The sequence below is a fragment of the Bacteroides sp. RTP21281st1_H5_RTP21281_210402 genome (genome assembly GCF_040918965.1).
Taxonomy (GTDB): Bacteria; Bacteroidota; Bacteroidia; order Bacteroidales; family Bacteroidaceae; genus Bacteroides; species Bacteroides congonensis.
The window spans coordinates 32,583-56,488 of record NZ_JBCOWR010000004.1 but is presented as its reverse complement, the minus strand read 5'-3'; the positions used below and the strand labels follow the sequence as shown (position 1 = coordinate 56,488).

Here is a 23,906-nt window from a genome sequence, read left to right as displayed (position 1 = left end):
TTCATTCATCTAAACACTATCAGCTTATGGACGGTTTCAATGAAAATTCAAACGAGCAACAGGCACAGCAACCTATGGGATGCCTTCACCGTTTCTCCAAAACAATCAAGGTGGTCATTATCGGGGGATTAATCCTTCTCCTGATGATTCCTATGTTCATGATTGAAAATCTTATTTCCGAACGGGGACGCACGCAGGAAGAAGCAATCAATGAGGTAAGCGAGAAATGGAGTCTCGCACAGACCGTCACCGGCCCTTATCTGAATATCCAATACCCGATGGTCACAGAGAACAACGGAGAAAAGAAGGTGTCAATCAAAGACCTGATACTCTTTCCCGACGAGCTTTTGATTAACGGACAACTAAAGACGGAAATCCTGAAAAGAAGTCTCTACGAAGTCAATGTGTACCAATCGGAACTGACCCTGAAAGGTTCTTTCAGTTCGGAAGAACTGCTAAAGAGCAGAATAGATATGGGTCAGCTGCAATTCGACAGAGCCGCCATTTGTCTGAACCTGACCGATATGCGTGGTATCAGCGAACAGATTAGTATCACCCTCGGAGATTCCGTCTATGTATTTGAACCGGGAATGGATAACAGAGGGATTGATAATACAGGTGTACACGCCATTGCGGATTTATCGGAACTGAAGAACAACACGAAACTGCCTTACGAAGTAAAAATCAAACTGAAAGGCTCGCAATCCATAAACTTCATCCCACTGGGTAAGACAACCCGCGTCGACTTGAAAGCCAATTGGAATACACCGAGCTTTACAGGAAGCTATTTACCCAATAACCGGGATATTACCGAGAAAGAATTCTCGGCACAATGGCAAGTCCTGAACTTAAACCGGAACTACTCACAAGTAATGATTGACTATACCAGTTCCAATATCAAAGATATAGATAATTCCAGTTTCGGCGTTAACTTCAAGATTCCGGTAGAGCAGTATCAGCAATCCATGCGTTCCGCCAAGTATGCTATCCTGATTATCCTGTTGACATTCGGAGTTATCTTCTTCACTGAAATTATGAATAAAACCCGTATTCATGCTTTACAGTATTTGTTAGTGGGATTGGCACTCTGCCTATTTTACAGTCTGCTCCTCTCCTTCTCCGAACACATCGGTTTCAACCCTGCTTATCTGTTATCTGCCGCACTGACTATCATACTGACAGGTGGATATATGTTCGGCATCACCAAGAGAAAGAAGCCGTCATTAATCATGTCCGGATTATTGGGAGTGCTCTATCTTTATATATTTGTCCTTATCCAATTAGAGACTTTCGCTCTGTTGGCAGGCAGCTTGGGATTATTTATTATCCTGGCAATGGTAATGTATTTCTCCAAGAAAATTGATTGGTTCAATGAATAATCCGCTTTTCTTTTGAAACACTTGACAAACGACTTTTTATTTTGTATCTTTGAAGAAATAAAAGTGATAAACAGCATGAGTAATATAAGAAAAATAGATACATAAACAGCATTTAAACTGATATATTTTAGTATCAGAACAAATATGGTATAGGGTAATAGTCTAACGATTATTACCCTATTTTGTTTACATTTTTACTTAAACAATTTAATCTATCCCCGAAAAACGCAGAAAATAGTTTTTAATAAACTCTGATACCGTTTATAATAAACTATCCAAAAGTTTATTATAAACAGAAATCAAGTTTATTAATAGTGGAGCATTCAGTTGTAAGAATAAAACAACCTAATTTTACAGAATAGAAGTGCATTGATAAGCACGCCAGTCTATATGATAATATAAACTAACACATCTTTCTTTTTACCCAAATATACGGATAGTTCAAGACTCTTTTTTATGATAGTATCAAAATGTTCTTTTCAGATATACCATATCCGTCAACAGCTCACCTTCTTCATAAATCGGATGGTCATAATTGTCGGTAAAGAAATTTTCTATACGATGGGAAATTGTGAAACCGCAATGTTCATAGAAAGATATGGCAGAAGGCACATCTCCCGTACCAACTAACATTTCAGTACACTTGTCCTGATAGTACTCGAATAGAAATTCAACCAAACGTTTCCCGTATCCCTGACGTTGGAAAAAAGGAACAGTAGCAATATTCTTGATTTCATAAATGCCTTCCCCTTCACGAGTTACCACACAGGCAGCTTTCAATCCATCGTCATACAGGACGAACATATCGCCACGCTCCAAATACCGGTCTATCATATCCTCTTGTTCATCAGCCAAGAGTAACAGTTCGAGGAATTCTTTCTTATCTGAAATTACTTTTTTTATCTCCATATTATCTAGTTTGCCATAAAGATATAAAAAACTAAAATACCAGACTCTACTTTAACGAAACTTATCCTGATATTTGGAATAAATAGATTATCTTTGTCTACGGAAATGTGATACACTAATAATAATAGAATTATGAAAGAAGAAAAGAAAATACCAGAAGAAAAGAAAGTCAAAGTGCAGAGGTCGAAGAAAAAGAAAGTAAATAAGACATGGGAAGCACTTGGCAAACTAAAGGGAAGCCTCATAGTAAACGACCCTAAATTCTTACTATAAATGAGATATTTGATAGATACTAATATCTTTGTTTATGCAGTGATTGACAGAGACTCGTTAGACCGTGATGTAACAGCTATACTACAGGAGCCTGACACGGTACTTTATATGAGTGCAGAATCTGTCCGCGAATTAATTGTAGGATACCGAAATAAAGGTTTATGTTCCAAACGCTGGAAATCAGTAGAAGCAATGGTCACTTCAATTGAAAAGGAGCTCTACATCAAAATACTTCCCTCTGAAGAAAGAACATATGCAGACTTATGCACGATTAGAAATTAATGAAATACAAGGACATAAAGACCCATCCGACCACGTTATTATCGCCCATGCCATCACCGAGCATTTACCACTCATTTCAAGTGATACCCGATTTGAATTTTATCGTTCCCAAGGACTTGATTTGATATTCAATAAAAAATAATGAACGCTATACATCTATTTGCCGATGTTCTAAAATAGTATCCATATTCTCCAAGGCCCATCCAACCAATCCTTCAATATGAGGAATCAGAGTTCCTCCCGTATCCGTCAAGCTATATTCCACCCGAGGAGGTACTTCCGCATACACTTTCCGCTCTACCAATCCGTCGGACTCGAGCGTACGGAGAGTTACCGTCAACATTCTCTGAGAAACATCTCCTATCGTTTTATGAATATCGCTGAAACGCATAGTTCCGTTTGCGTTCAAAGTAATAAGCACCAGCATCGACCACTTGTCTCCCAAGCGGCTGAGTACATCTCTTACGGGACAATTTCCTGTCGGGTGAAAGTTTTTCATCTTTTAACGTTTTGTATTTAACTGACTTACAGCAATAGTTACTTCCATGTAACTTCCTTATTCAGAGGTGCGTTCTTGCATTTCTCCACAAAGGAAGATACATTTGCATCACAAAAGTAATAAACTTACTAATAATAACTATTGTTTCATTTTAAATAATTATGATTATGGCAAAGAAAGTAGCAGTTTTAGCAGTGAATCCGGTAAACGGTTGTGGATTATTCCAATACTTGGAAGCGTTTTTCGAAAATGGCATTTCATATAAAGTATTTGCCGTATCGGATACGAAAGAGATTAAAACAAATTCGGGAATCAGCTTGACAACAGATGATGTGATTGCCAATCTGAAGGGGCACGAAGATGAATTTGACGCGCTCGTTTTCTCTTGTGGAGACGCCGTACCTGTATTTCAACAAAATGCGGACAAACCTTATAATATAGATTTAATGGAAGTAATCAAAACCTTTGGGGATAAGGGGAAAATAATGATTGGACACTGTGCAGGCGCAATGATGTTTGACTTTACAGGCATATCGAAAGGTAAGAAAGTGGCAGTTCACCCGTTAGCCAAACCGGCTATCCAGAACGGAACAGCTACCGATGAAAAATCAGAGATAGACGGCAACTTCTATACCGCACAAGATGAAAATACCATTTGGACAATGTTGCCGCAAGTTATAGAAGCATTAAAGTAAGGTAAGACAAAGCAAGTACGAAGCAGAAAAATATAGACATAAATTAGTATTTTATAAACTCTGCCTATGGAGTGATGCGTTCCTTTAAAAGAAACGATGTCTTCCTCGGTGTGCAACGGGTCGTTCCTTTAAAAGGAATGACCCGTTGGTTTTAAAGGAAAATCAAAGAATATATCCCACTAATAATCAATTACTTAAAAATCGATATCCAGAAAGTGAACATTACAGTGCAATCATAAATAATATTCAACAAAAAAACATTCAAAGAACCATCAGCTACTTGGAATATATCCGCCTTTCCAATCTTATCTTCAACTTACTCTTCCCTTTTCGTGCCAAAATAAAGAAGAACAAGACATCATAAAATATCGAAATAAAAAATCTGGCAGTCTAAAAGTGTGTATATTAGCAGCTTGAAGTTTTATGAAAAAAGTGGGACGTTCAACTAGGGTAATTCAAATTAATGGCGTTAAAAAAAATATATGATTAAAGAGAAAGAGGGTTTTAATGCATTTTTACTTCATTTTTTAGAAAGATTGAACGGCTGTGAATCCATAGAGAAGAAAGTCACTGAATCTCTGACAGATATTTGCAATTACTACGGGTTCAAAAGAGGATTCGTGTATCAGACAGACGGATTCCGTTATTTCTATTTGAAGGAAACGATTGGAAATGAGAATAATATCCTAAAGACTCGTTTTGAAACAAACGAGATGACCAGACAACATATCAACTATACAAAGAACAGAAATACTCCTTTTTATAGCAATAGAAATACGGATACTTCTCCGGATGACATTGCCATTATGGACTTCTATAATGCCGAGTCATTGTTAGTGCGGCAGTTTAAAGATTCGGAAGGAAAAATCATCGGATTTGTCGGATTTGCAGACAGAAAAGAAACAAATCCGTTCACGGATGAAGAGTTGCAAATGATTCATCTTCTGCTAGATTCTCTGTCTAAGGAAATTGCTGTCCGCGAATATAAAGAAAGAGAAGTGAGGGCGAGCAAGACTTTAGGCAGTATCATGAACAATATGGGAGTCGATATTTATGTCAACTCTTTCGATTCTCATGACATGCTATATGTCAATGAATCTATGGCCGCCCCTTATGGCGGCATTAAACATTTCGAAGGCAAGAAGTGTTGGGAAGCTCTTTATACCGACAAAAAAGGAGAATGTGAGTTCTGCCCTAAAAAACATTTGATAGATGAAAACGGCCTGCCTACCAAAGTTTACTCCTGGGATTATCAACGCCCGTTTGACAAATGTTGGTTTCGTGTGTTCAGTGCCGCATTTGCCTGGATAGACGGACAGATGGCACACGTTATCACCAGTGTCGATATTGACCATCAGAAGACGATAGAAGAAGAATTGAGAATAGCCAAGGAAAGAGCTGAAAACCTGGACAGGCTGAAATCTGCGTTTCTTGCCAATATGAGTCACGAAATCCGCACTCCGTTAAACGCGATTGTCGGCTTCGCCAGCCTTTTGGTCGAATCGGATAATAAAGAAGAACGGCAGGAGTACGTGAATATCATGCAAGAGAATACGGATTTGCTCTTGCAACTGATATCCGACATTCTCGACTTGTCAAAGATAGAAGCGGGTACACTCGATTTCACAATGGATCATTTGGACATCAAGAGCTTCTGCGAAGATATTATGCGCAATTATGACATAAAAGAGGATAAGCCCGTCCCTGTCCTGCTGGCTCCCGACTTGCCTGAATATTATATTCATACAGACAAGAAGCGTCTGATGCAGGTGATTACGAACTTCATAAACAACGCACTCAAATTTACGGAGAAAGGACAGATTATTCTTGAATATCATTTCAAGGAAGATACGGGGGAAATAGAATTCTCCGTCACAGATACAGGTATGGGCATTGCTCCCCAAAAAGTAGACAAGGTATTCGACCGTTTCGTCAAGCTCAATTCTTTTTCAAAGGGTACAGGACTTGGATTGTCCATTTGCAGAAGTATTATCGAACATCTTGGCGGCACTATCGGTGTCGAATCCGAATTGGGAACCGGCAGCCGCTTTTGGTTTACCCATCCCTATACAGCCGGATAAAAAAGATATGCTAATACTCGCAGAAAGCGGGTTTAGCATAAAAAAGGGATAAAATAACCACTAAAACAAGCATTCCGGCAAAATTAATCATAGAAATAGTTTTTCAATCCGTTTTTTCACTACATTTGTACTGCTAAAATAAAAACCATAAAATAAAGATATCACAAACAAACATTTCTCATGGATATAAGAAAATGCCTATGGCTCTTTTTGCTATGCTTCTTGTCTGCGCCGTCCCTTCCAGCCCAAAGAAACTATATAGATATTCCGAATTACATTTTGTGTATTAATTCTTATGCAGAATCTGCACCGTGGAGCAGTCGCACGATTTCTACCATATCGGAATACGTCCAGAAAGACTCTCAACTGGCAATGTATGCGGAACATATGAACACACTAATGACGGACAACGATTCTATTCTGGAAGATTTTAAAAATATGATTTCTCAAAAATACTCACAGCCACGTCCCCGGTTATTGGTGTTATTGGGAAGTCCCGCATTCACACTGAGAGATGAATACAGAAAATTCTGGGGTGACATCCCTGTCATTCTCTGCTCGGAAGAAGATTTTCTAGGCCCACAAAAATCCTATTTCAGGAAACAGGCGATTGCACCGGCCGACCGTATTCCGATGTCTCAGTTCGCCGACCCGTACAATATGGTTTTCCTGTATTCCAATCTCTATCTCCGCGAAAATGTACAGCTAATCAATCACATAAATCCCAACCTCAAGAAATTTATCTTTATTGGCGACGAACGGGAAATCAATCTAAGCAATAATCTGGATATAGAGGACGAATTAAAGACCTCCCATCCGCATATCGAATATCAGTTTATAACACCCAAGAAAATGACGACCAATCAATTGCTGGACTCGCTATATCGTATAGACTCTAAAACGACAGGTATATTATTCGCGTCCTGGTTTTATAAAACGACATTTGCCGGCAATTCATCATTAGTAGCCAACGACCACAAACTTATCGTGACAACGACCGCCCCTCTATTCACTCTGAACATGACAGATATTACCGAAGAAAACGGTGGAATGATAGGCGGCTATACCTACAACCAGAAGAAATTCAACCAGGAATTAGTCAACGCCATTTCAGCCATTCTCCAAGGAAAACAAGCGAGGGAACTTCCTTTCTACCTACCGTCGGACGGTGGTCCCATCATCAATTATACAGCACTACTCCGCAAAGGGTTCTCTCCGTCCATGTGTCCTTCAAACACCCGTTTTCTGCATAAGCCACTTTCATTTTGGGAGCAAAACCAATACTTCATCATAGGCTCCTTATCTTTCATCTTTATACTTGCCGTGCTTTTCTTCTATCGTATCCATAGCCTGAATATCATAAAGAAAATGCAACAAAAGGAAATAGACGCCATGGGTAATTACAAAAACCTGGTAAACAATATGCCTATCCTCTATATGCAGGAAGAACTGATTACGGATGAAAAAGGCATGCCTGTCGAACTGATTTATCGGAAAGTTAATGCTCATTTCGAAAAAAATTTCCTTCGCAAAGAAGAAATAATCGGCAAGAAGGCAAGTGAAATTTTCCCGGAATCAATGCCGGAGTTTTTGTATTTCATAAAGAAAGCGCTTGACGAAAACAAGGCTATAACTTTCCCTTATTACTTCAAGGAAATCGACACTTTCTATGACGTAATACTCAAAGGGACACAGTACAGCAATATTATCGACGTATTTTGCCTGGACAGTACAGAGTTGCACAGGGCACAGCAGAAGCTAAGCACTATCAACAATAAGCTTTCCATGTCCCTCGAAGTGGCTAATATCGTGCCGTGGAAATGGGATCTGCAAAGCCACACAATCTTATGCGACATCAATAAACCGATAGAGCTCAGTACACTCGGGAAAGATATATCCGAAGAGCAACTGGCAGTGCCCGACAGCCAATATTTCTCCAAGATATTCAAAGAAGACCGTACACGGGTAGAACAGGCTTACAAAGACTTGATAGAAGGACGTTCGAACAAGGTAAAAGAAGAATACCGCATAGTGAATGTTCACAAGGGACTTCACAGAATAGACTGGGTAGAAGCCCAGGCAGCAGTCGAAACCCGGAACGATAAAGGAGAACCGCTGACTTTGGTAGGTTCTTCACTGGTCATTACCGAACGAAAGAAGATGGAGCAGGAACTGGTGAACGCCAAAAACCGTGCAGAAGAATCGAACCGTCTGAAATCTGCTTTCCTCGCAAATATGAGCCATGAGATACGCACCCCTCTCAATGCCATTGTCGGCTTCTCCGGCATATTGGCTTCTACCCAAGAGGAAGAGGAAAAACAAGAATACGTGAGCATCATTGAAAGCAATAATACTTTATTGTTGCAACTTATCAGTGATATTCTGGATTTATCCAAGATAGAAGCAGGCACACTTGACTTCCATTATTCCAATGTCAAGATTAACGATTTAATGAGTGATTTGGAAAGCAGTTGCCAGTTAAAGCTCAAATCGGATAAGGTAAAACTGGAATTTATAGCTCCCCCAGAGCCTTGTTGCGCGCATATAGAGAAAAACAGATTGTCCCAGCTAATCATCAATCTCATAACAAATGCCATCAAATTCACCGAGCAGGGCAGCATCCGTTTCGGATACAAACGGCAAAATGACGAATTATATTTTTATGTCACAGATACCGGTTGTGGTATCCCGCAGGATAAACAGGACAGCATCTTCGGACGCTTTGTCAAGTTGAACTCATTTGCGCAAGGTACAGGGCTGGGACTTTCAATCTGCCGTACTCTTGTTGATAATATGGGTGGTAAAATCGGCGTAGAGTCAGAGATAGGAAAAGGCTCTACATTTTGGTTTACACTACCCTACCAACAGGCGGAGATTGTAGAAAAAGCACCGGAAAAGGAAATACAGGCCATCAGTATCGAGAAAGACAAACTGGTGATTCTGATTGCCGAGGACAACGAAAGCAATTATAAACTGTTCGAGTCTATTCTAAAATATGATTATCACCTGATACATGCCTGGGACGGAATGGAAGCCATCAATCTGTTTAAGGAGCACAATCCGCAAATCGTATTGATGGACATCAATATGCCTGTCATGGATGGATATGAGGCCACTAAGGAGATTCGCAAATATTCTGCCAAAGTACCGATTATAGCCATCACAGCCTTTGCTTTTGCTTCGGATGAGCAACGGGTGATGGAGAGCGGCTTTGACGGTTATATGCCCAAGCCTATCAACGCACGTTTGCTGAAAGCGCAACTGACTGACATCATGCAGAAGCGCATTATTTTGTTGTAAAACGGATAGCAGTGTTTCCGCTTCCGCCACTTTCACCCATACAAGTTCATCTGCCTAAAGATAAAAGACATTTGTTTCAAAAATATCCGAAACGGAAAAAGAAAGGATGAAATTTTGAGCCTTTTATCGTACTTATGTGTTTCCTTACTATCTTTGCAGCTCGAATTATTTCTACAATATCCATTTATGACTGAAGAAAAAATACATAAAGACCGTACCGGAAGCTGGTGGGCGCTAAGTCCGTTGCTCGTATTCTTATGCCTTTACCTGGTTACTTCCATCCTTGTCAACGACTTTTATAAAGTACCCATCACGGTTGCTTTCCTCGTCTCTTCCTGCTACGCCATCGCCATCACCAAAGGATTGAAACTAGACCAACGTATCTATCAGTTCTCCGTGGGAGCCGCCAATAAGAACATTCTCCTGATGATATGGATATTTATTCTTGCCGGAGCTTTCGCGCATAGCGCCAAGCAGATGGGAGCTATCGACGCGACCGTCAACCTGACACTACATATTCTTCCTGACAACTTGCTGCTGGCAGGTATATTTATCGCCGCCTGTTTTATCTCCCTGTCCATCGGAACGAGTGTAGGCACCATCGTTGCCCTCACCCCTGTTGCTGTCGGACTGGCGGAAAAGACAGAAATAGCCCTGCCTTTTATGGTAGCTGTCGTGGTCGGCGGCTCTTTTTTCGGAGATAACCTGTCGTTTATTTCAGATACCACCATCGCTTCTACGAAAACACAGGAATGCGTCATGCGTGACAAGTTCCGCGTAAACTCCATGATAGTAGTTCCGGCAGCCATCATTGTATTGGGCATCTATATCTTTCAGGGATTATCCATTACCGCTCCCGCACAAATGCAGACAATCGAATGGATAAAAGTTATACCTTATATAATAGTATTAGGAACAGCCGTTGCCGGCATGAATGTGATGCTCGTATTAATTATAGGTATACTGACAAGCGGTATTATCGGTATCGCTACCGGAAGTTTCGGAGTATTCGACTGGTTTGGAGCCATGGGAACCGGAATAACGGGAATGGGAGAATTAATTATCATTACCCTGTTGGCAGGAGGTATGTTGGAAACTATCCGCTACAACGGCGGCATCGACTTTATAATCAGGAAACTTACCCGTCACGTCAACAGCAAGCGAGGGGCGGAATTGAGTATTGCCGCCTTGGTAAGCATTGCCAATCTGTGTACTGCCAACAACACCATCGCCATTATCACAACAGGGCCGATAGCCAAGGATATTGCCCAAAAGTTTCATCTCGACCGCAGAAAAACCGCCAGCATCCTCGATACATTCTCCTGCCTGATACAAGGAATTATTCCTTATGGAGCGCAGATGCTGATTGCGGCGGGACTTGCCAATATCTCCCCTATCAGTATCATCGGTAACCTTTATTATCCTTTTACGATGGGAGCTTGTGCATTGCTCGCTATCCTGTTCCGTTATCCGAGGCGATATTCGTAAAAAAGAAGTGAAATGTTTGTCAATCAAAAGAAAAGCCGTATCTTTGTGCCCGCTATTACGAGATAATGGCATAATTCAAATCAATCATTAAAAACAATTATTTAAAATGGCAACTAGAATCAGATTGCAGAGACACGGACGTAAAAGTTACGCGTTCTATTCAATTGTAATTGCAGACAGCAGAGCACCACGTGATGGTAAATTTATTGAGAAGATTGGTACTTACAACCCTAACACCAATCCTGCTACAGTAGATTTGAATTTCGACGCTGCATTGGCATGGGTACTGAAAGGTGCACAACCAAGCGACACTGTACGTAACATCCTTTCCCGTGAAGGAGTTTACATGAAGAAACATCTTATGGGCGGTGTAGCAAAAGGCGCATTCGGAGAAGCAGAAGCAGATGCTAAATTCGAAGCTTGGAAAAACAACAAACAGTCAGGTCTGGCTGCTTTGAAGGCTAAACAAGACGAAGCAAAGAAAGCTGAAGCTAAAGCACGTCTGGAAGCAGAAAAGAAAATCAACGAAGTGAAAGCAAAAGCACTCGCTGAAAAGAAAGCTGCTGAAGCTGCTGAAAAAGCTGCTGCTGAAGCACCCGCAGAAGAAGTTGCAGCTCCGGCTGAAGAAGCTCCTGCAACAGAAGCTGCTGCTGAATAATTTTCGGCAGGTTCCGAATAAGAAATCAGGAAAAAGCTATAAATCCTCTCCGGTTCGCCGGAGGGGATTTTTTCATTTTATGCTATAAAACATAGTAAATAATTAGTTTCATTCAGAATAAAATGCCTTTCTTTGCATCAGCATAGTTCAGCACAGTTATCTTTATAAAAACTAATATGAAACGAACTGATAGGAAAGCAACATTCGGACAGCAGTCTAGCAAGGTTACGCAGTTGGCGGACACACTTAGCCAGGCTATTTCCAGGAAAGAATTTCTTGAAGGAGATTCTTTGCCTTCTATCAATCAGCTGAGTGCACAATACGGGGTATCGCGCGATACGGTATTCAAGGCCTTCCTTGATTTACGCGAACGGGGACTGATTGACTCCACCCCCGGGAAAGGATACTATGTGACGAGTCAGGTAACAAATGTTTTACTGCTCCTCGACCAATACACCCCGTTTAAAGAAGCATTATACAACAGTTTCGTCAAGCATCTGCCTATCAATTATAAGGTAGACCTGCTGTTCCATCAATACAATGAACGGTTGTTTAATACCATCATCCGTGAATCCATAGGAAAGTACAATAAATATATAGTGATGAATTTCGATAATGAGAAATTCAGCACGGCATTAAACAAGATCAATCCTGCCAGACTATTACTACTTGACTTCGGCAAATTCCAGAAAAACAAGTATTTTTATATCTGCCAGGACTTCGATGAATCATTCTATCAGGCATTATTGACACTGAAAGAAAGGATGCACAAGTACCGCCAAATTGTTTTCCTGTTCTCCAAAGGACTGAAGCACCCGCAAAGCAGCAAAGATTATTTCATCCGCTTTTGCAAAGAACAAGGATTCTTATATGAGATACAGGAAGATATTGAAAATTTGGTGGTACGAAAAGAAACTGCCTACATTGCCATCAAACAACAAGATGTGGTAAAGGCAGTGAAACAAGGAAGATTGGAAGGACTGAAATGCGGAAAAGATTTCGGCCTGCTGGCATACAATGATATTCCTTCTTACGAAGTTATTGATGAAGGAATCACCTCATTGAGTATCGACTGGGAAATGATGGGAAACGAAGCCGCAAACTTCGTCCTTAATGATACGCCTATACAGAAGTACCTGCCTACTGAAGTCAGACTTCGAAAGTCACTCTAATTTTTTTTGCCAACCAATCAGCACAGTTCAGCACAGATATTAATTAACTATATAATTAAAAAGAAACCATGAAAAAGTATCCGAAAATCGGGATTCGTCCCACTATCGACGGTCGCCAGGGTGGCGTTCGTGAAAGCCTTGAAGAAAAGACAATGAATCTGGCTAAAGCAGTAGCCGAATTAATCAGCAGCAATCTGAGAAACGGTGACGGAAGTCCCGTGGAATGTGTTATTGCCGACAGTACTATCGGTCGTGTGGCCGAAAGCGCGGCTTGTGCTGAAAAGTTCGAAAGAGAAGGTGTAGGCTCTACTATCACTGTCACTTCCTGCTGGTGTTATGGCGCTGAAACGATGGACATGAACCCTCATTACCCGAAAGCCGTTTGGGGATTCAACGGAACAGAACGTCCGGGCGCTGTATATTTGGCAGCCGTATTGGCAGGACACGCACAAAAAGGTCTTCCTGCATTCGGCATCTACGGACATGACGTTCAAGATTTGGATGACAACACCATTCCTGAAGATGTAGCGGAAAAGATTCTTCGTTTTGCACGCGCCGCACAGGCAGTAGCCACCATGAGAGGTAAATCCTACTTGTCTATGGGTAGCGTATCTATGGGTATCGCCGGTTCAATCGTTAATCCTGATTTCTTCCAGGAATATCTGGGTATGCGTAACGAATCCATCGACCTTACAGAAATCATCCGCCGTATGGACGAAGGCATCTACGACCACGAAGAATATGCGAAAGCAATGGCATGGACAGAGAAAAACTGCAAGGCAAACGAGGGAGATGACTTCAAGAACCGCCCTGAAAAGCGCAAAAGCCGTGAACAGAAAGATGCTGACTGGGAATTTATCGTGAAAATGACAATTATCATGCGCGACCTGATGATTGGCAACCCCAAACTGAAAGAGATGGGATTCAAAGAAGAAGCTTTGGGACACAATGCCATCGCAGCCGGCTTCCAGGGACAACGCCAATGGACAGACTTCTATCCGAACGGTGACTATCCCGAAGCTCTGCTCAATACTTCTTTCGATTGGAACGGTATCCGCGAAGCATTCGTTGTAGCTACCGAAAACGATGCTTGCAACGGTGTAGCTATGCTGTTCGGACACCTGCTGACCAACCGTGCACAGATATTCTCCGACGTACGTACTTACTGGAGCCCTGAAGCCGTAAAACGTGTGACCGGCAAAGAATTGACAGGTCTGGCAGCCAATGGTATCATCCACCTTATCAACTCTGGTGCAACCACTCTTGATGGCTCCGGTCAATCATCTGACGCAGAAGGCAATCCGGTAATGAAAGAGCCATGGAACCTGACTGATGCAGATGTAGAAAACTGCCTGAAAGCAACTACCTGGTATCCGGCAGACCGTGACTACTTCCGAGGCGGCGGTTTCTCGTCCAACTTCCTGTCAAAAGGCGGCATGCCTGTCACGATGATGCGTCTGAACCTGATTAAAGGTCTTGGCCCCGTCCTGCAAATCGCAGAAGGATGGACTGTTGAAATCGACCCTGAAATCCATCAGAAACTGAATATGCGTACCGACCCGACATGGCCTACCACTTGGTTTGTTCCCCGTCTGTGCGACAAATCAGCTTTCAAAGATGTATATTCAGTAATGAATAACTGGGGAGCTAATCACGGTGCTATCAGCTACGGACATATCGGTCAGGACTTGATCACTCTTGCTTCCATGCTCCGCATTCCGGTATGCATGCACAACGTGGAAGACAACGAAATCTTCCGCCCGGCTGCATGGAATGCATTCGGTATGGACAAGGAAGGAGCGGATTACAGAGCTTGTACCACTTACGGCCCTATCTACAAATAATCTTAATTCAGACAAAAGAACATAAGGACAAAAGATGAAACAACTTCAATAAACGGCTATAAATAACTTTATTAGCACAGACCTTATGTTCTTTTGTTCTTATGTCTAAATAAAAACAATTTCGACCACCTAATTATATTTTTTTATCTTTGCAATTATGATTACCAACGAACATATCGAACTGTTCATCGAACAAGCACATCGCTACGGAAACGCAAAACTGATGCTTTGCAGTAGCGGCAACCTGTCCTGGCGAATCGGCGAAGAAGCTCTGATTTCCGGCACTGGTTCCTGGGTTCCTACCCTTTACAAAGAGAAAGTTTCCATCTGCAATATCGCAAGCGGAACACCGACTAATGGTGTAAAACCTTCCATGGAAAGCACCTTTCACCTGGGTATTCTCCGCGAACGCCCTGACGTCAATGTGGTTCTCCACTTCCAGTCGGAATATGCGACAGCTATCTCCTGCATGAAAAACAAGCCGACTAATTTCAACGTAACAGCAGAAATTCCCTGTCATGTAGGTTCGGAGATTCCTATCATTCCTTACTACCGTCCGGGTTCCCCCGAACTGGCCAAGGCAGTAGTGGAAGCGATGTTAAACCACAACTCCGTCTTACTGACCAACCACGGACAAGTGGTATGCGGAAAAGACTTCGACCAAGTCTATGAACGTGCCACCTTCTTCGAAATGGCTTGCCGCATTATCGTCCAGTCCGGCGGTGATTATTCAGTACTGACACCGGCTGAAATAGAAGACCTGGAGATCTACGTGTTAGGAAAGAAAACAAAATAGTATCCGGGAATACATACCATGAAAAATATCTGTAAAAACACATATCTGGCAGCAGACTTTGGCGGAGGAAGCGGACGAATTATCGCCGGCTTTCTTCACCAAGGAAAGCTGGAACTGGAAGAAGTCCACCGTTTCCCGAACCGTCAGGTTAAACTCGGAAATCATATTTACTGGGACTTCCCTGCCCTCTTCGAGGACATGAAAACCGGATTAAAACTAGCCGTGCAAAAGGGATATGCCGTCAAAGGAATCGGTATTGACACTTGGGGAGTAGACTTCGGACTGATTGACAAACACGGAAATCTACTGGGAAATCCGGTTTGTTACCGGGATGCACGGACAGACGGAATACCGGCAGAAGTCTTCAAGACTTTAGACGAACAACAACACTATGCCGACACCGGAATACAGGTGATGGCTATCAACACGCTGTTCCAACTATACAGTATGAAACTGAATCAAGAGGTGCAACTGGACGTTGCCCGTCAGCTCTTATTCATGCCCGACCTTTTCAGCTATTTCCTGACAGGAGTAGCCAACAACGAATATTGCATCGCCTCTACATCCGAATTGCTTGATGCACGCCGGCGAAACTGGTCTACATCTACCATCCGCACTCTCGGACTTCCTGAACATCTGTTCGGAGAAATCATCTTCCCGGGAACAATCAGAGGAACACTCAAAGAGGATATTGCCCGGGAAACTGGATTAGGTTCTGTAGATGTCATTGCGGTAGGTTCCCATGACACAGCAAGCGCTGTGGCAGCCGTTCCTGCTACGGAATATCCCATCGCATTCCTAAGTTCCGGCACCTGGTCACTGTTAGGAGTCGAAGTAGACGAACCTATATTGACAGAAGAAGCACGCCAGGCTCAATTCACCAATGAAGGCGGTGTGGGAGGACGTATCCGGTTCTTGCAAAATATCACGGGATTGTGGATTCTGCAACGCCTGATGAATGAATGGAAAGCGCGTGGCGAAGAACAAGACTACGATATCATCATTCCGCAAGCCGCTGAAGCAGAAATCGACACTATCATCCCGGTAGATGACGCAGTATTTATGAACCCTGAAAATATGGAGACTGCCCTCACCGATTATTGTCGGGAACATAAACTTCAGATTCCCCGGCATAAGGCAGAAATGGTGAAATGTGTGCTCCAATCATTAGCCTTCAAATATCGACAGGCAGTAGAACAGCTTAACCGTTGTCTCCCCTCCCCGATCCGCCAACTGAACATCATCGGCGGTGGTTCGCAAAATAAACTTCTCAATCAACTGACAGCCGACGAACTCGGTATTCCCGTATATGCCGGCCCGGTAGAAGCTACTGCGATAGGAAACATCCTGACGCAAGCCATGGCAAAAGGTGAGATTGCCGATCTTCGTGAATTAAGAGAAATTGTCACTCACAGCGTTACACCGCAAGTATATTATCCTAAAAAATAGAAGCATATGGAAACATCCAAAACCGGTTATCAGGTTCAATCTTACAACGTTCCCGTCAAACGTTACTGCCAAACGCTCGATTTGCGCGATTCCCCGGAATTAATAGCTGAATATCGCAAAAGGCACAGCGAAACGGAAGCGTGGCCTGAAATCCTTGCCGGCATCCGGGAAGTAGGCATCCTCGAAATGGAAATCTACATTCTCGGCACCCGCCTGTTTATGATTGTCGAAACTCCCGTCGACTTTGACTGGGACACGGCAATGGCACGTCTGAACACTCTTCCCCGCCAACAGGAATGGGAAGAATACATGGCTATATTCCAGCAAGCCGATCCCGGAATGAGTTCCGCGGAAAAATGGAAACCGATGGAAAGAATGTTCCACTTATATAATACCTAAAAAATATCAAGAACGACCATGAAACACACTAAGCAGTCCATTATCTCAAAAGATGGCATCAGTTATCTTATACCCTTTATTCTCATTACCTCTTGTTTTGCGTTATGGGGATTTGCAAACGATATTACCAATCCGATGGTGAAGGCATTTTCTAAAATCTTCCGAATGAGCGCTACCGATGGTGCATTGGTACAGGTAGCTTTCTATGGCGGATATTTTGCGATGGCTTTTCCTGCCGCCATGTTCATCCGCAAATATTCTTATAAAGCCGGTGTTCTTTTAGGACTTGGCTTGTATGCTTTCGGAGCCTTCTTATTCTTCCCCGCTAAAATGACGGGAGAATATTACCCGTTTCTGATAGCCTACTTTATCCTTACCTGCGGACTCTCCTTCCTGGAAACGAGCTGTAATCCGTATATCCTCTCTATGGGAACGGAAGAGACTGCCACCCGCCGCCTGAACCTCGCGCAGTCCTTCAATCCGATGGGTTCGCTCCTCGGAATGTATGTAGCCATGCAATTTATCCAAGCCAAGCTGCACCCGATGGATACCGCCGACCGCGCCCTGCTCAACGACAGTGAATTTCAAGCTATCAAGGAAAGCGACCTCGCCGTCCTGATTGCCCCTTATCTTATTATCGGGCTGGTCATCGTAGCCATGTTACTCCTGATCCGGTTTATCAAAATGCCGAAGAACGGAGATCAGAATCACAAAATAGACTTCTTCCCGACATTAAAACGTATCTTCACCGAAACACGTTATCGCGAAGGGGTGATTGCCCAATTCTTCTATGTAGGCGCGCAAATCATGTGCTGGACTTTCATTATCCAATACGGCACACGCCTGTTTATGTCACCGGAATTCGGAATGGATGAGAAGAGCGCTGAAGTCCTCTCGCAGCAATATAACATCATAGCCATGGTTATCTTCTGTATCAGCCGCTTCATCTGTACCTTCATCCTGCGTTATCTCAATGCCGGAAAGTTACTGATGATACTTGCCATCTTCGGTGGTATGTTCACATTAGGTACCATCTTCCTTCAGAATATCTTCGGGCTCTACTGCCTGGTTGCAGTTTCCGCCTGTATGTCACTAATGTTCCCCACCATTTACGGCATTGCGCTGAAAGGCATGGGAGACGACGCCAAATTCGGTGCAGCCGGCCTTATCATGGCCATTCTTGGCGGTTCTATTCTTCCCCCGCTGCAAGCATGCATCATTGACATGAAAGAAATCGGATGTCTGCCTGCCGTCAATGTTTCATTCATTTTGCCCTTTATCTGCTTCCTTGTGATTAGCGGTTACGGTTATCGTACACTGAAAAGAAACTGGTAAAAAACAGACTTAAAAATAGTGACGCTATCCACTCGTGATACCGTCACTATCCCACTCATATAGTGACGCCATCCGCAGCGGATAGCGTCACTATTTTATTTTCCCTTTTTTAAGAAACAATTCTTTTTTTCTTTGTATCTCAATTTATTTCTCTACATTTGTCATTCAGTTTCCAACAATTTGTTAACCCAATGACCCAGAAACAAAACGACATACTTTTAGCACATCAATTCGAAACAATATTCTCCGGATACTATTCGGCGGTGAAATACTTCGCCCTTATGCTCCTGAAATCCGAAGCGGACGCGGAAGATATTACTCAGGACGTTTTCACAAAATTATGGACACAACCGCAAATATGGACCGACCGGGATAGCGCAGAGATATCCAATTATATCTTTGCCATGACCAAACACATTACCATCAACTTCATCAAACACAAGAGAATAGTAGAAGAATATCAAGAAAGTGTAATCGAGAAAAGCCTCATCGAGGAACTTTTCCAAACAGATGACACACTCGAACCCATCTATTATAAGGAAGCGGAATTATTGGTACGCCTTGTCCTGAGCCGCCTTCCCGAACGCCGGAGAGAAATCTTCGTGTTAAGCCGCTTTAAGAATATGAGCAATCAGGAGATTGCCGAAAAACTGAACATTTCCGTCCGTACAGTAGAGCATCAGATATACCGTACCATGCTCGAATTAAAAAAAATCATTTTTATTGCATTTTTTTTCCATTTCGTGTAAGTAGTTCGTCCGCTTCAAGTGTGCTATTTATGTAACACCCTAATAAATAGCATAAATGAAGAATTATTTTCAGAAAATACTGACCTTATTTACCGGACATGAATATCCGGAATCTACCGGGCAAGAATTCTACAGATGGTTGGTAGACAAGGAACATCTTTCCGAAAAAGACGAGGCATTACAAAACCTTTGGGAAGAAGCCTTAAAGCAGGAACCTGCTCCAAACATACACCGTTCATACGAGCAATTAAGAAAGAATGCAGGCATTCCTTCCGTACGGAAAGAACGCAGAATCCGCCCCATCCATATTTGGCAGGCAGCCGCAGCCGTATTCTTTATAGTAGCTGCTTCTTCCGTTTATCTTTCCACCATAGGAAAAGATGCGGAACCCAATTTACTACAGCAATACATCCCGACAGCAGAAATGCGGTCTCTCACCTTGCCCGACGGTACCAAAGTGCAACTGAATTCACAAAGCACCCTATTATATCCGCAGGAATTTACAGGCAAAGACCGTAGTGTATTCCTGATCGGTGAAGCCAATTTCAAAGTGAAGCCGGACAAGAAACACCCGTTTATCGTCAAGTCGAACGACTTTCAGGTAACAGCATTGGGAACAGAATTCAATGTAGCCGCATACCCCGAGAATCCGATAGTAGCGGCAACCTTGATTTCGGGAAGTGTGCTCGTGGAATATAACGAGCTAAACTCTCAAATGATTCTGAAGCCAAACGAACAGTTGGCATATAACAAGCACACCCGCCACTACAGTCTGAGCAATCCCGATATGAAAGACGTAACAGCCTGGCAACATGGCGAGCTTGTATTCAGGGAAATGAGTGTAAAAGACATCATCACGGTGCTCGAACGAAAATACCCATATACATTTGAGTATCAGCTTAAGAGTTTGAAAGAAGACAAGTATAGTTTCCGTTTTAAAGACCAGGCAACGCTATCGGAAGTAATGGATGTGATAGTTAATGTAGTCGGTCAGATGGACTACAAAATAAAAGAGGGTCGCTGTTACCTGATTCCCAAATAACAAATAACTCCGGAATCAAAATACAGTAAAAACAAACAACAATAATAGGCTAACCTTTTTAACCCTTTACAGACATGCAAAAAAGTATCCGGAACAGAGCCCGAACTCTATCCCGGATATGAAATCAAGATTCTCAATATTAGAGTTTTACTCTAACTAGTGTGATTTAAATTAGTTTAATAACCTAATACTAAGAAAATGCTACAAATTTATGAATTTATAGTAAACCAAACAGCAAAGGGAAGAAGTTTTATACTTTTTTTCTGTTTGTTACTGATGCAGACATCCACCTTTGCGCAAAGCAGTGCCAAGATTACGATTCAAAAGAAAAACATATCTATAATAGAGGCACTAAAAGAAGTAGAAAGACAATCCGACTACTCTGTCGGATTCAACGATTCCCAATTAAAAAACAAGCCGGTCTTAAATCTCGACCTACGAATTGCAACAATAGAGAACGCCCTTGCACAAATACTCAAAGGTAGCGGGTTCACTTATCAGTTCAAAGGAAAATATATTATGATTATTCAGGACAACAACTCAAAAGTGTCTCCTGTCAAAAAAGTGACAGGAAAGGTTGTTGACGAGAGCAATGAACCGTTAATCGGAGTAAACATCAAAGTGGTAGGTAGTTCTGAAGGAGCAATCACTGACATTGATGGTAACTTCACAATCTCAGCATCTCAAGGCAACACATTAAGTTTCACTTATGTGGGATATACATCTCAAACAGTGAAAATAACAGATAAGAATGCTTATGAGGTAAAATTGCAGAGTGACACCAAGCAATTAAATGAAGTAGTGGTAACGGCACTCGGTATCAAACGCGAACAGAAGGCATTAAGTTATAATGTCCAGCAAGTAAATGCCGACCAATTGACAGAAATCAAAGATGCCAATTTCGTCAATAGCCTTAACGGTAAAGTGGCCGGCGTTACTATTAACAGTAGCTCTTCCGGTGTAGGTGGAGCCAGTAAAGTGGTGATGCGTGGTACAAAGTCCATCGAACAGAGCAGTAATGCGCTGTATGTCATCGACGGTATTCCGATGTTCAATTTCGGAGGCGGCGGTTCTACCGAATTCGGTTCGAAAGGTGAAACGGAAGCAATAGCCGACATCAATCCCGAAGACATCGAGAGCATATCCGTACTGACGGGTGCGGCAGCAGCAGCTTTATACGGCAGTAACGCCGCTAATGGAGCTATCGTAGTCACCACTAAAAAAGGAAAAATCGGCAAGTTGCAAGCCAGTGTATCCAGCGGCATCGACTGGATGAAACCTTTTATCATGCCTGAGTTCCAGAACCGCTATGGTACGGGTAGTCATGGCAAAGCCAACGGTTCGTCAACGCTCAGTTGGGGTCCCCTGCTAAATCAAGCCAGCCGTACAGGTTATGAACCCGTTGATTTCTTCGAGACTGGAGCAGTATATACCAACTCGGTAACCCTCTCTACAGGAACGGATAAGAATCAGACATTTTTCTCGGCAGCGGCAACCAACTCGGAAGGAATGGTTCCCAACAATAGGTATAACAGATATAATTTCACTTTCCGAAACACAACCAGCTTCCTCGACGACCGTATGAAACTCGATGTCGGAGCAAGCTACATTATCCAGAATGACCGTAACATGACCAATCAGGGAGTATATTCCAATCCGATTGTGCCGGTTTACCTGTTCCCTCGCAGCGATGATTTTTCACTTACTAAAATATTTGAGCGTTGGAACGATGCACGCAAAATCAACCTGCCTTACTGGCCGCAAGATGAAGGAAATCTCCGTATGCAGAACCCCTACTGGATTGCCTACCGCAACCTGCGCGAAAATAACAAAAAACGCTATATGTTATCCACCGGACTTACGTACAACGTACTCGACTGGTTGAGTTTGTCAGGACGTATCCGCGTAGACAACTCCAACAACACCTATGAACAGATGCTATATGCCGGCACCATCGCCACCCTGACCGATGGCGGTACTCAGGGACATTATACCATCGAGAAAACCGAAACGACGCAAACCTACGCTGACTTTCTGGCAAATGTCAACAAACGTATAAATGATTTCACTCTCGTAGTCAACCTGGGTGCCAGCTTAAGCCGCAACACCAGTTATGCATTAGGTTACGGCGGCCCTATACAAGACAACGGAATCCCTAACGTATTCAATGTGTACGACCTCGACAACGTGAAGAAACGCGCCACACAGGTAGCTTGGGAAGAATTGACACAATCCATATTCGCCAGCGCGGAAGTAGGTTGGAAAAGCATGCTTTATCTTACCCTGACAGGACGCAACGACTGGGCTTCACAGATTTACGGAACTACCCAACCCTCTTTCTTCTATCCGTCTGTAGGTCTGTCGGCAGTCATCACGGAAATGGCAAAATTGCCCGAATGGGTCACTTATCTTAAAGTGCGTGGTTCATACAGTTCCGTAGGCTCGCCCTATCCGCGCTATCTGACCATTCCGACTCATCCCTACGATGCCACCACACAGCAATGGAAAGAAAAATCCAATTATCCCATCGGAACCCTCTATCCCGAACGTACCAATTCCTGGGAAGTGGGTGTGGATGCAACCTTGCTGCGTGATTTCAAGTTGAGCGCCTCGTTTTACTATTCCAACACGTACAACCAGACATTCGACCCGCAGATTCCTGTATCTTCCGGCTATGACAAGCTATATGTACAAACCGGATTCGTACGCAATGTAGGTATCGAGGGAATGTTAAGCTACGGACACACCTGGAACGATTTCAGATGGGACAGCGGATTTACTTTCTCATCCAACAAGAACAAGCTTATCGAGTTGGTAAAGGACTACGTACATCCCGAAACAGGTGCTATTATCAATAAAGACCGTCTTGAACTGAAACCGTCGGACGGACGAGGTCTGGCACAAGCTAAGTTCATACTGAAAGAAGGAGGTTCCTTGGGCGACTTGTACACCCAGTCGGACTTGGTGCGTGACGACAAAGGCATGATACAAGTAGACAACAACGGCAATATTGCTAAAGCCGACAATATGAATGACATCAAGTTGGGCTGCGTATTTCCAAGAGCCAATCTGGCGTGGAATAACACTTTCTCTTATAAAGGCATTCAGGTAGCATTCCTCGTTTCCGCCCGTATCGGAGGTATCGTATATTCTGCTACCCAAGCCGCAATGGACGAATACGGAGTATCCGAGAGAACAGCGGTAGCCCGCGATGCCGGAGGAATTATGATTAACGGGCGCAGCCTGATAGACTCACAGAAATGGTTCGAAACGATTGCCACTTCCAGCGGCCTGCCCCAGTACTATACCTACAGCGCAACGAACGTCCGCTTGCAGGAAGCACGTATCGGCTACACCATTCCCCGCCGGTGGCTGAACAATATATGTGATATCAACCTGTCACTGGTAGGCAGGAATCTCTGGATGATATACAACAAGGCGCCATTCGACCCCGAAGCTGTGGCAAGCACAGGTAATTTCTATCAAGGGATAGATTATTTTATGATGCCGAGCAGCCGGAACATCGGATTTAACATTAAGATAAACTTCTAAAACG

General features: G+C 43.0%; 19 protein-coding genes. 17 read left to right on the top strand and 2 right to left on the bottom strand.

The features are described from left to right. The first annotated feature begins 26 nt into the window (after positions 1–26). Positions 27–1,379, top strand: coding sequence for a cell envelope integrity protein CreD (gene creD, locus AB5443_RS07380; protein ID WP_277131551.1), 1,353 nt, complete (start codon positions 27–29; stop codon positions 1,377–1,379). 465 nt (positions 1,380–1,844) lie between these two features. Here the strand turns inward: creD and AB5443_RS07375 are convergent, their stop codons facing one another. After that, positions 1,845–2,288, bottom strand: a complete 444-nt coding sequence (locus AB5443_RS07375; protein ID WP_022137933.1) for an N-acetyltransferase — start codon at positions 2,286–2,288, stop codon at positions 1,845–1,847. 132 nt (positions 2,289–2,420) lie between these two features. Between AB5443_RS07375 and AB5443_RS07370 the strand changes: the two genes are divergently transcribed. Together AB5443_RS07370 and AB5443_RS07365 are read left to right on the top strand one after the other, a co-directional pair. Further along, positions 2,421–2,561: a hypothetical protein gene (locus AB5443_RS07370; protein WP_022137934.1), complete on the top strand. Its 141-nt coding sequence runs from the start codon at positions 2,421–2,423 to the stop codon at positions 2,559–2,561. Further along, entirely contained in the window at positions 2,562–2,843 is a 282-nt protein-coding gene (locus AB5443_RS07365) for a PIN domain-containing protein (RefSeq protein ID WP_277131552.1), read from the top strand. Between the two features lie 148 nt (positions 2,844–2,991). On the opposite strand, the gene AB5443_RS07360 is transcribed toward AB5443_RS07365, so the two are convergent. Then, a complete protein-coding gene (locus AB5443_RS07360) occupies positions 2,992–3,342 on the bottom strand; it encodes a helix-turn-helix domain-containing protein (RefSeq protein ID WP_277131553.1) in 351 nt (116 codons plus the stop codon). Between the two features lie 167 nt (positions 3,343–3,509). Between AB5443_RS07360 and AB5443_RS07355 the strand changes: the two genes are divergently transcribed. The 14 genes from AB5443_RS07355 to AB5443_RS07290 all read left to right on the top strand — a co-directional run bounded on the left by AB5443_RS07355 (position 3,510) and on the right by AB5443_RS07290 (position 23,902). After that, positions 3,510–4,037 carry a DJ-1/PfpI family protein gene (locus AB5443_RS07355; RefSeq protein ID WP_277131554.1) on the top strand — a complete coding sequence of 176 codons (528 nt, stop codon included), beginning with the start codon at positions 3,510–3,512 and terminating at the stop codon, positions 4,035–4,037. Positions 4,038–4,519: 482 nt separating this feature from the next. Next, a complete protein-coding gene (locus tag AB5443_RS07350) occupies positions 4,520–6,118 on the top strand; it encodes a HAMP domain-containing sensor histidine kinase (protein WP_277131555.1) in 1,599 nt (532 codons plus the stop codon). 180 nt (positions 6,119–6,298) lie between these two features. Continuing rightward, positions 6,299–9,418: an ATP-binding protein gene (locus tag AB5443_RS07345; protein WP_277131556.1), complete on the top strand. Its 3,120-nt coding sequence runs from the start codon at positions 6,299–6,301 to the stop codon at positions 9,416–9,418. Positions 9,419–9,604: 186 nt separating this feature from the next. Then, positions 9,605–10,906: a Na+/H+ antiporter NhaC family protein gene (locus AB5443_RS07340; RefSeq protein WP_277131557.1), complete on the top strand. Its 1,302-nt coding sequence runs from the start codon at positions 9,605–9,607 to the stop codon at positions 10,904–10,906. Between the two features lie 106 nt (positions 10,907–11,012). Further along, positions 11,013–11,564, top strand: coding sequence for a 30S ribosomal protein S16 (locus tag AB5443_RS07335; protein WP_044654313.1), 552 nt, complete (start codon positions 11,013–11,015; stop codon positions 11,562–11,564). Between the two features lie 176 nt (positions 11,565–11,740). Beyond that, complete coding sequence (locus AB5443_RS07330; protein WP_022137139.1) at positions 11,741–12,736, top strand: GntR family transcriptional regulator; 996 nt, start codon at positions 11,741–11,743, stop codon at positions 12,734–12,736. 68 nt (positions 12,737–12,804) lie between these two features. After that, positions 12,805–14,580: an L-fucose isomerase gene (gene fucI, locus AB5443_RS07325; RefSeq protein WP_022137140.1), complete on the top strand. Its 1,776-nt coding sequence runs from the start codon at positions 12,805–12,807 to the stop codon at positions 14,578–14,580. A gap of 157 nt (positions 14,581–14,737) precedes the next feature. Next, the gene (locus AB5443_RS07320; RefSeq protein ID WP_022137141.1) at positions 14,738–15,376 is read left to right on the top strand and encodes a class II aldolase/adducin family protein; all 639 of its coding nucleotides are present in this window, start codon (positions 14,738–14,740) and stop codon (positions 15,374–15,376) included. A gap of 18 nt (positions 15,377–15,394) precedes the next feature. Beyond that, positions 15,395–16,825, top strand: a complete 1,431-nt coding sequence (locus AB5443_RS07315) for a rhamnulokinase family protein (protein ID WP_277131559.1) — start codon at positions 15,395–15,397, stop codon at positions 16,823–16,825. A 6-nt stretch (positions 16,826–16,831) separates the two neighbouring features. Next, on the top strand, positions 16,832–17,224 hold the full coding sequence (locus AB5443_RS07310; RefSeq protein ID WP_044654178.1) for an L-rhamnose mutarotase: 393 nt from the start codon (positions 16,832–16,834) through the stop codon (positions 17,222–17,224). Between the two features lie 18 nt (positions 17,225–17,242). Further along, positions 17,243–18,559: an L-fucose:H+ symporter permease gene (fucP, locus tag AB5443_RS07305; protein ID WP_277131560.1), complete on the top strand. Its 1,317-nt coding sequence runs from the start codon at positions 17,243–17,245 to the stop codon at positions 18,557–18,559. Positions 18,560–18,750: 191 nt separating this feature from the next. Further along, positions 18,751–19,308 carry an RNA polymerase sigma-70 factor gene (locus AB5443_RS07300; RefSeq protein WP_044654176.1) on the top strand — a complete coding sequence of 186 codons (558 nt, stop codon included), beginning with the start codon at positions 18,751–18,753 and terminating at the stop codon, positions 19,306–19,308. Positions 19,309–19,363: 55 nt separating this feature from the next. Then, a complete protein-coding gene (locus AB5443_RS07295; RefSeq protein WP_022137145.1) occupies positions 19,364–20,350 on the top strand; it encodes a FecR family protein in 987 nt (328 codons plus the stop codon). A gap of 198 nt (positions 20,351–20,548) precedes the next feature. Beyond that, entirely contained in the window at positions 20,549–23,902 is a 3,354-nt protein-coding gene (locus AB5443_RS07290; protein ID WP_277131562.1) for a TonB-dependent receptor, read from the top strand. Positions 23,903–23,906: the final 4 nt, after the last annotated feature.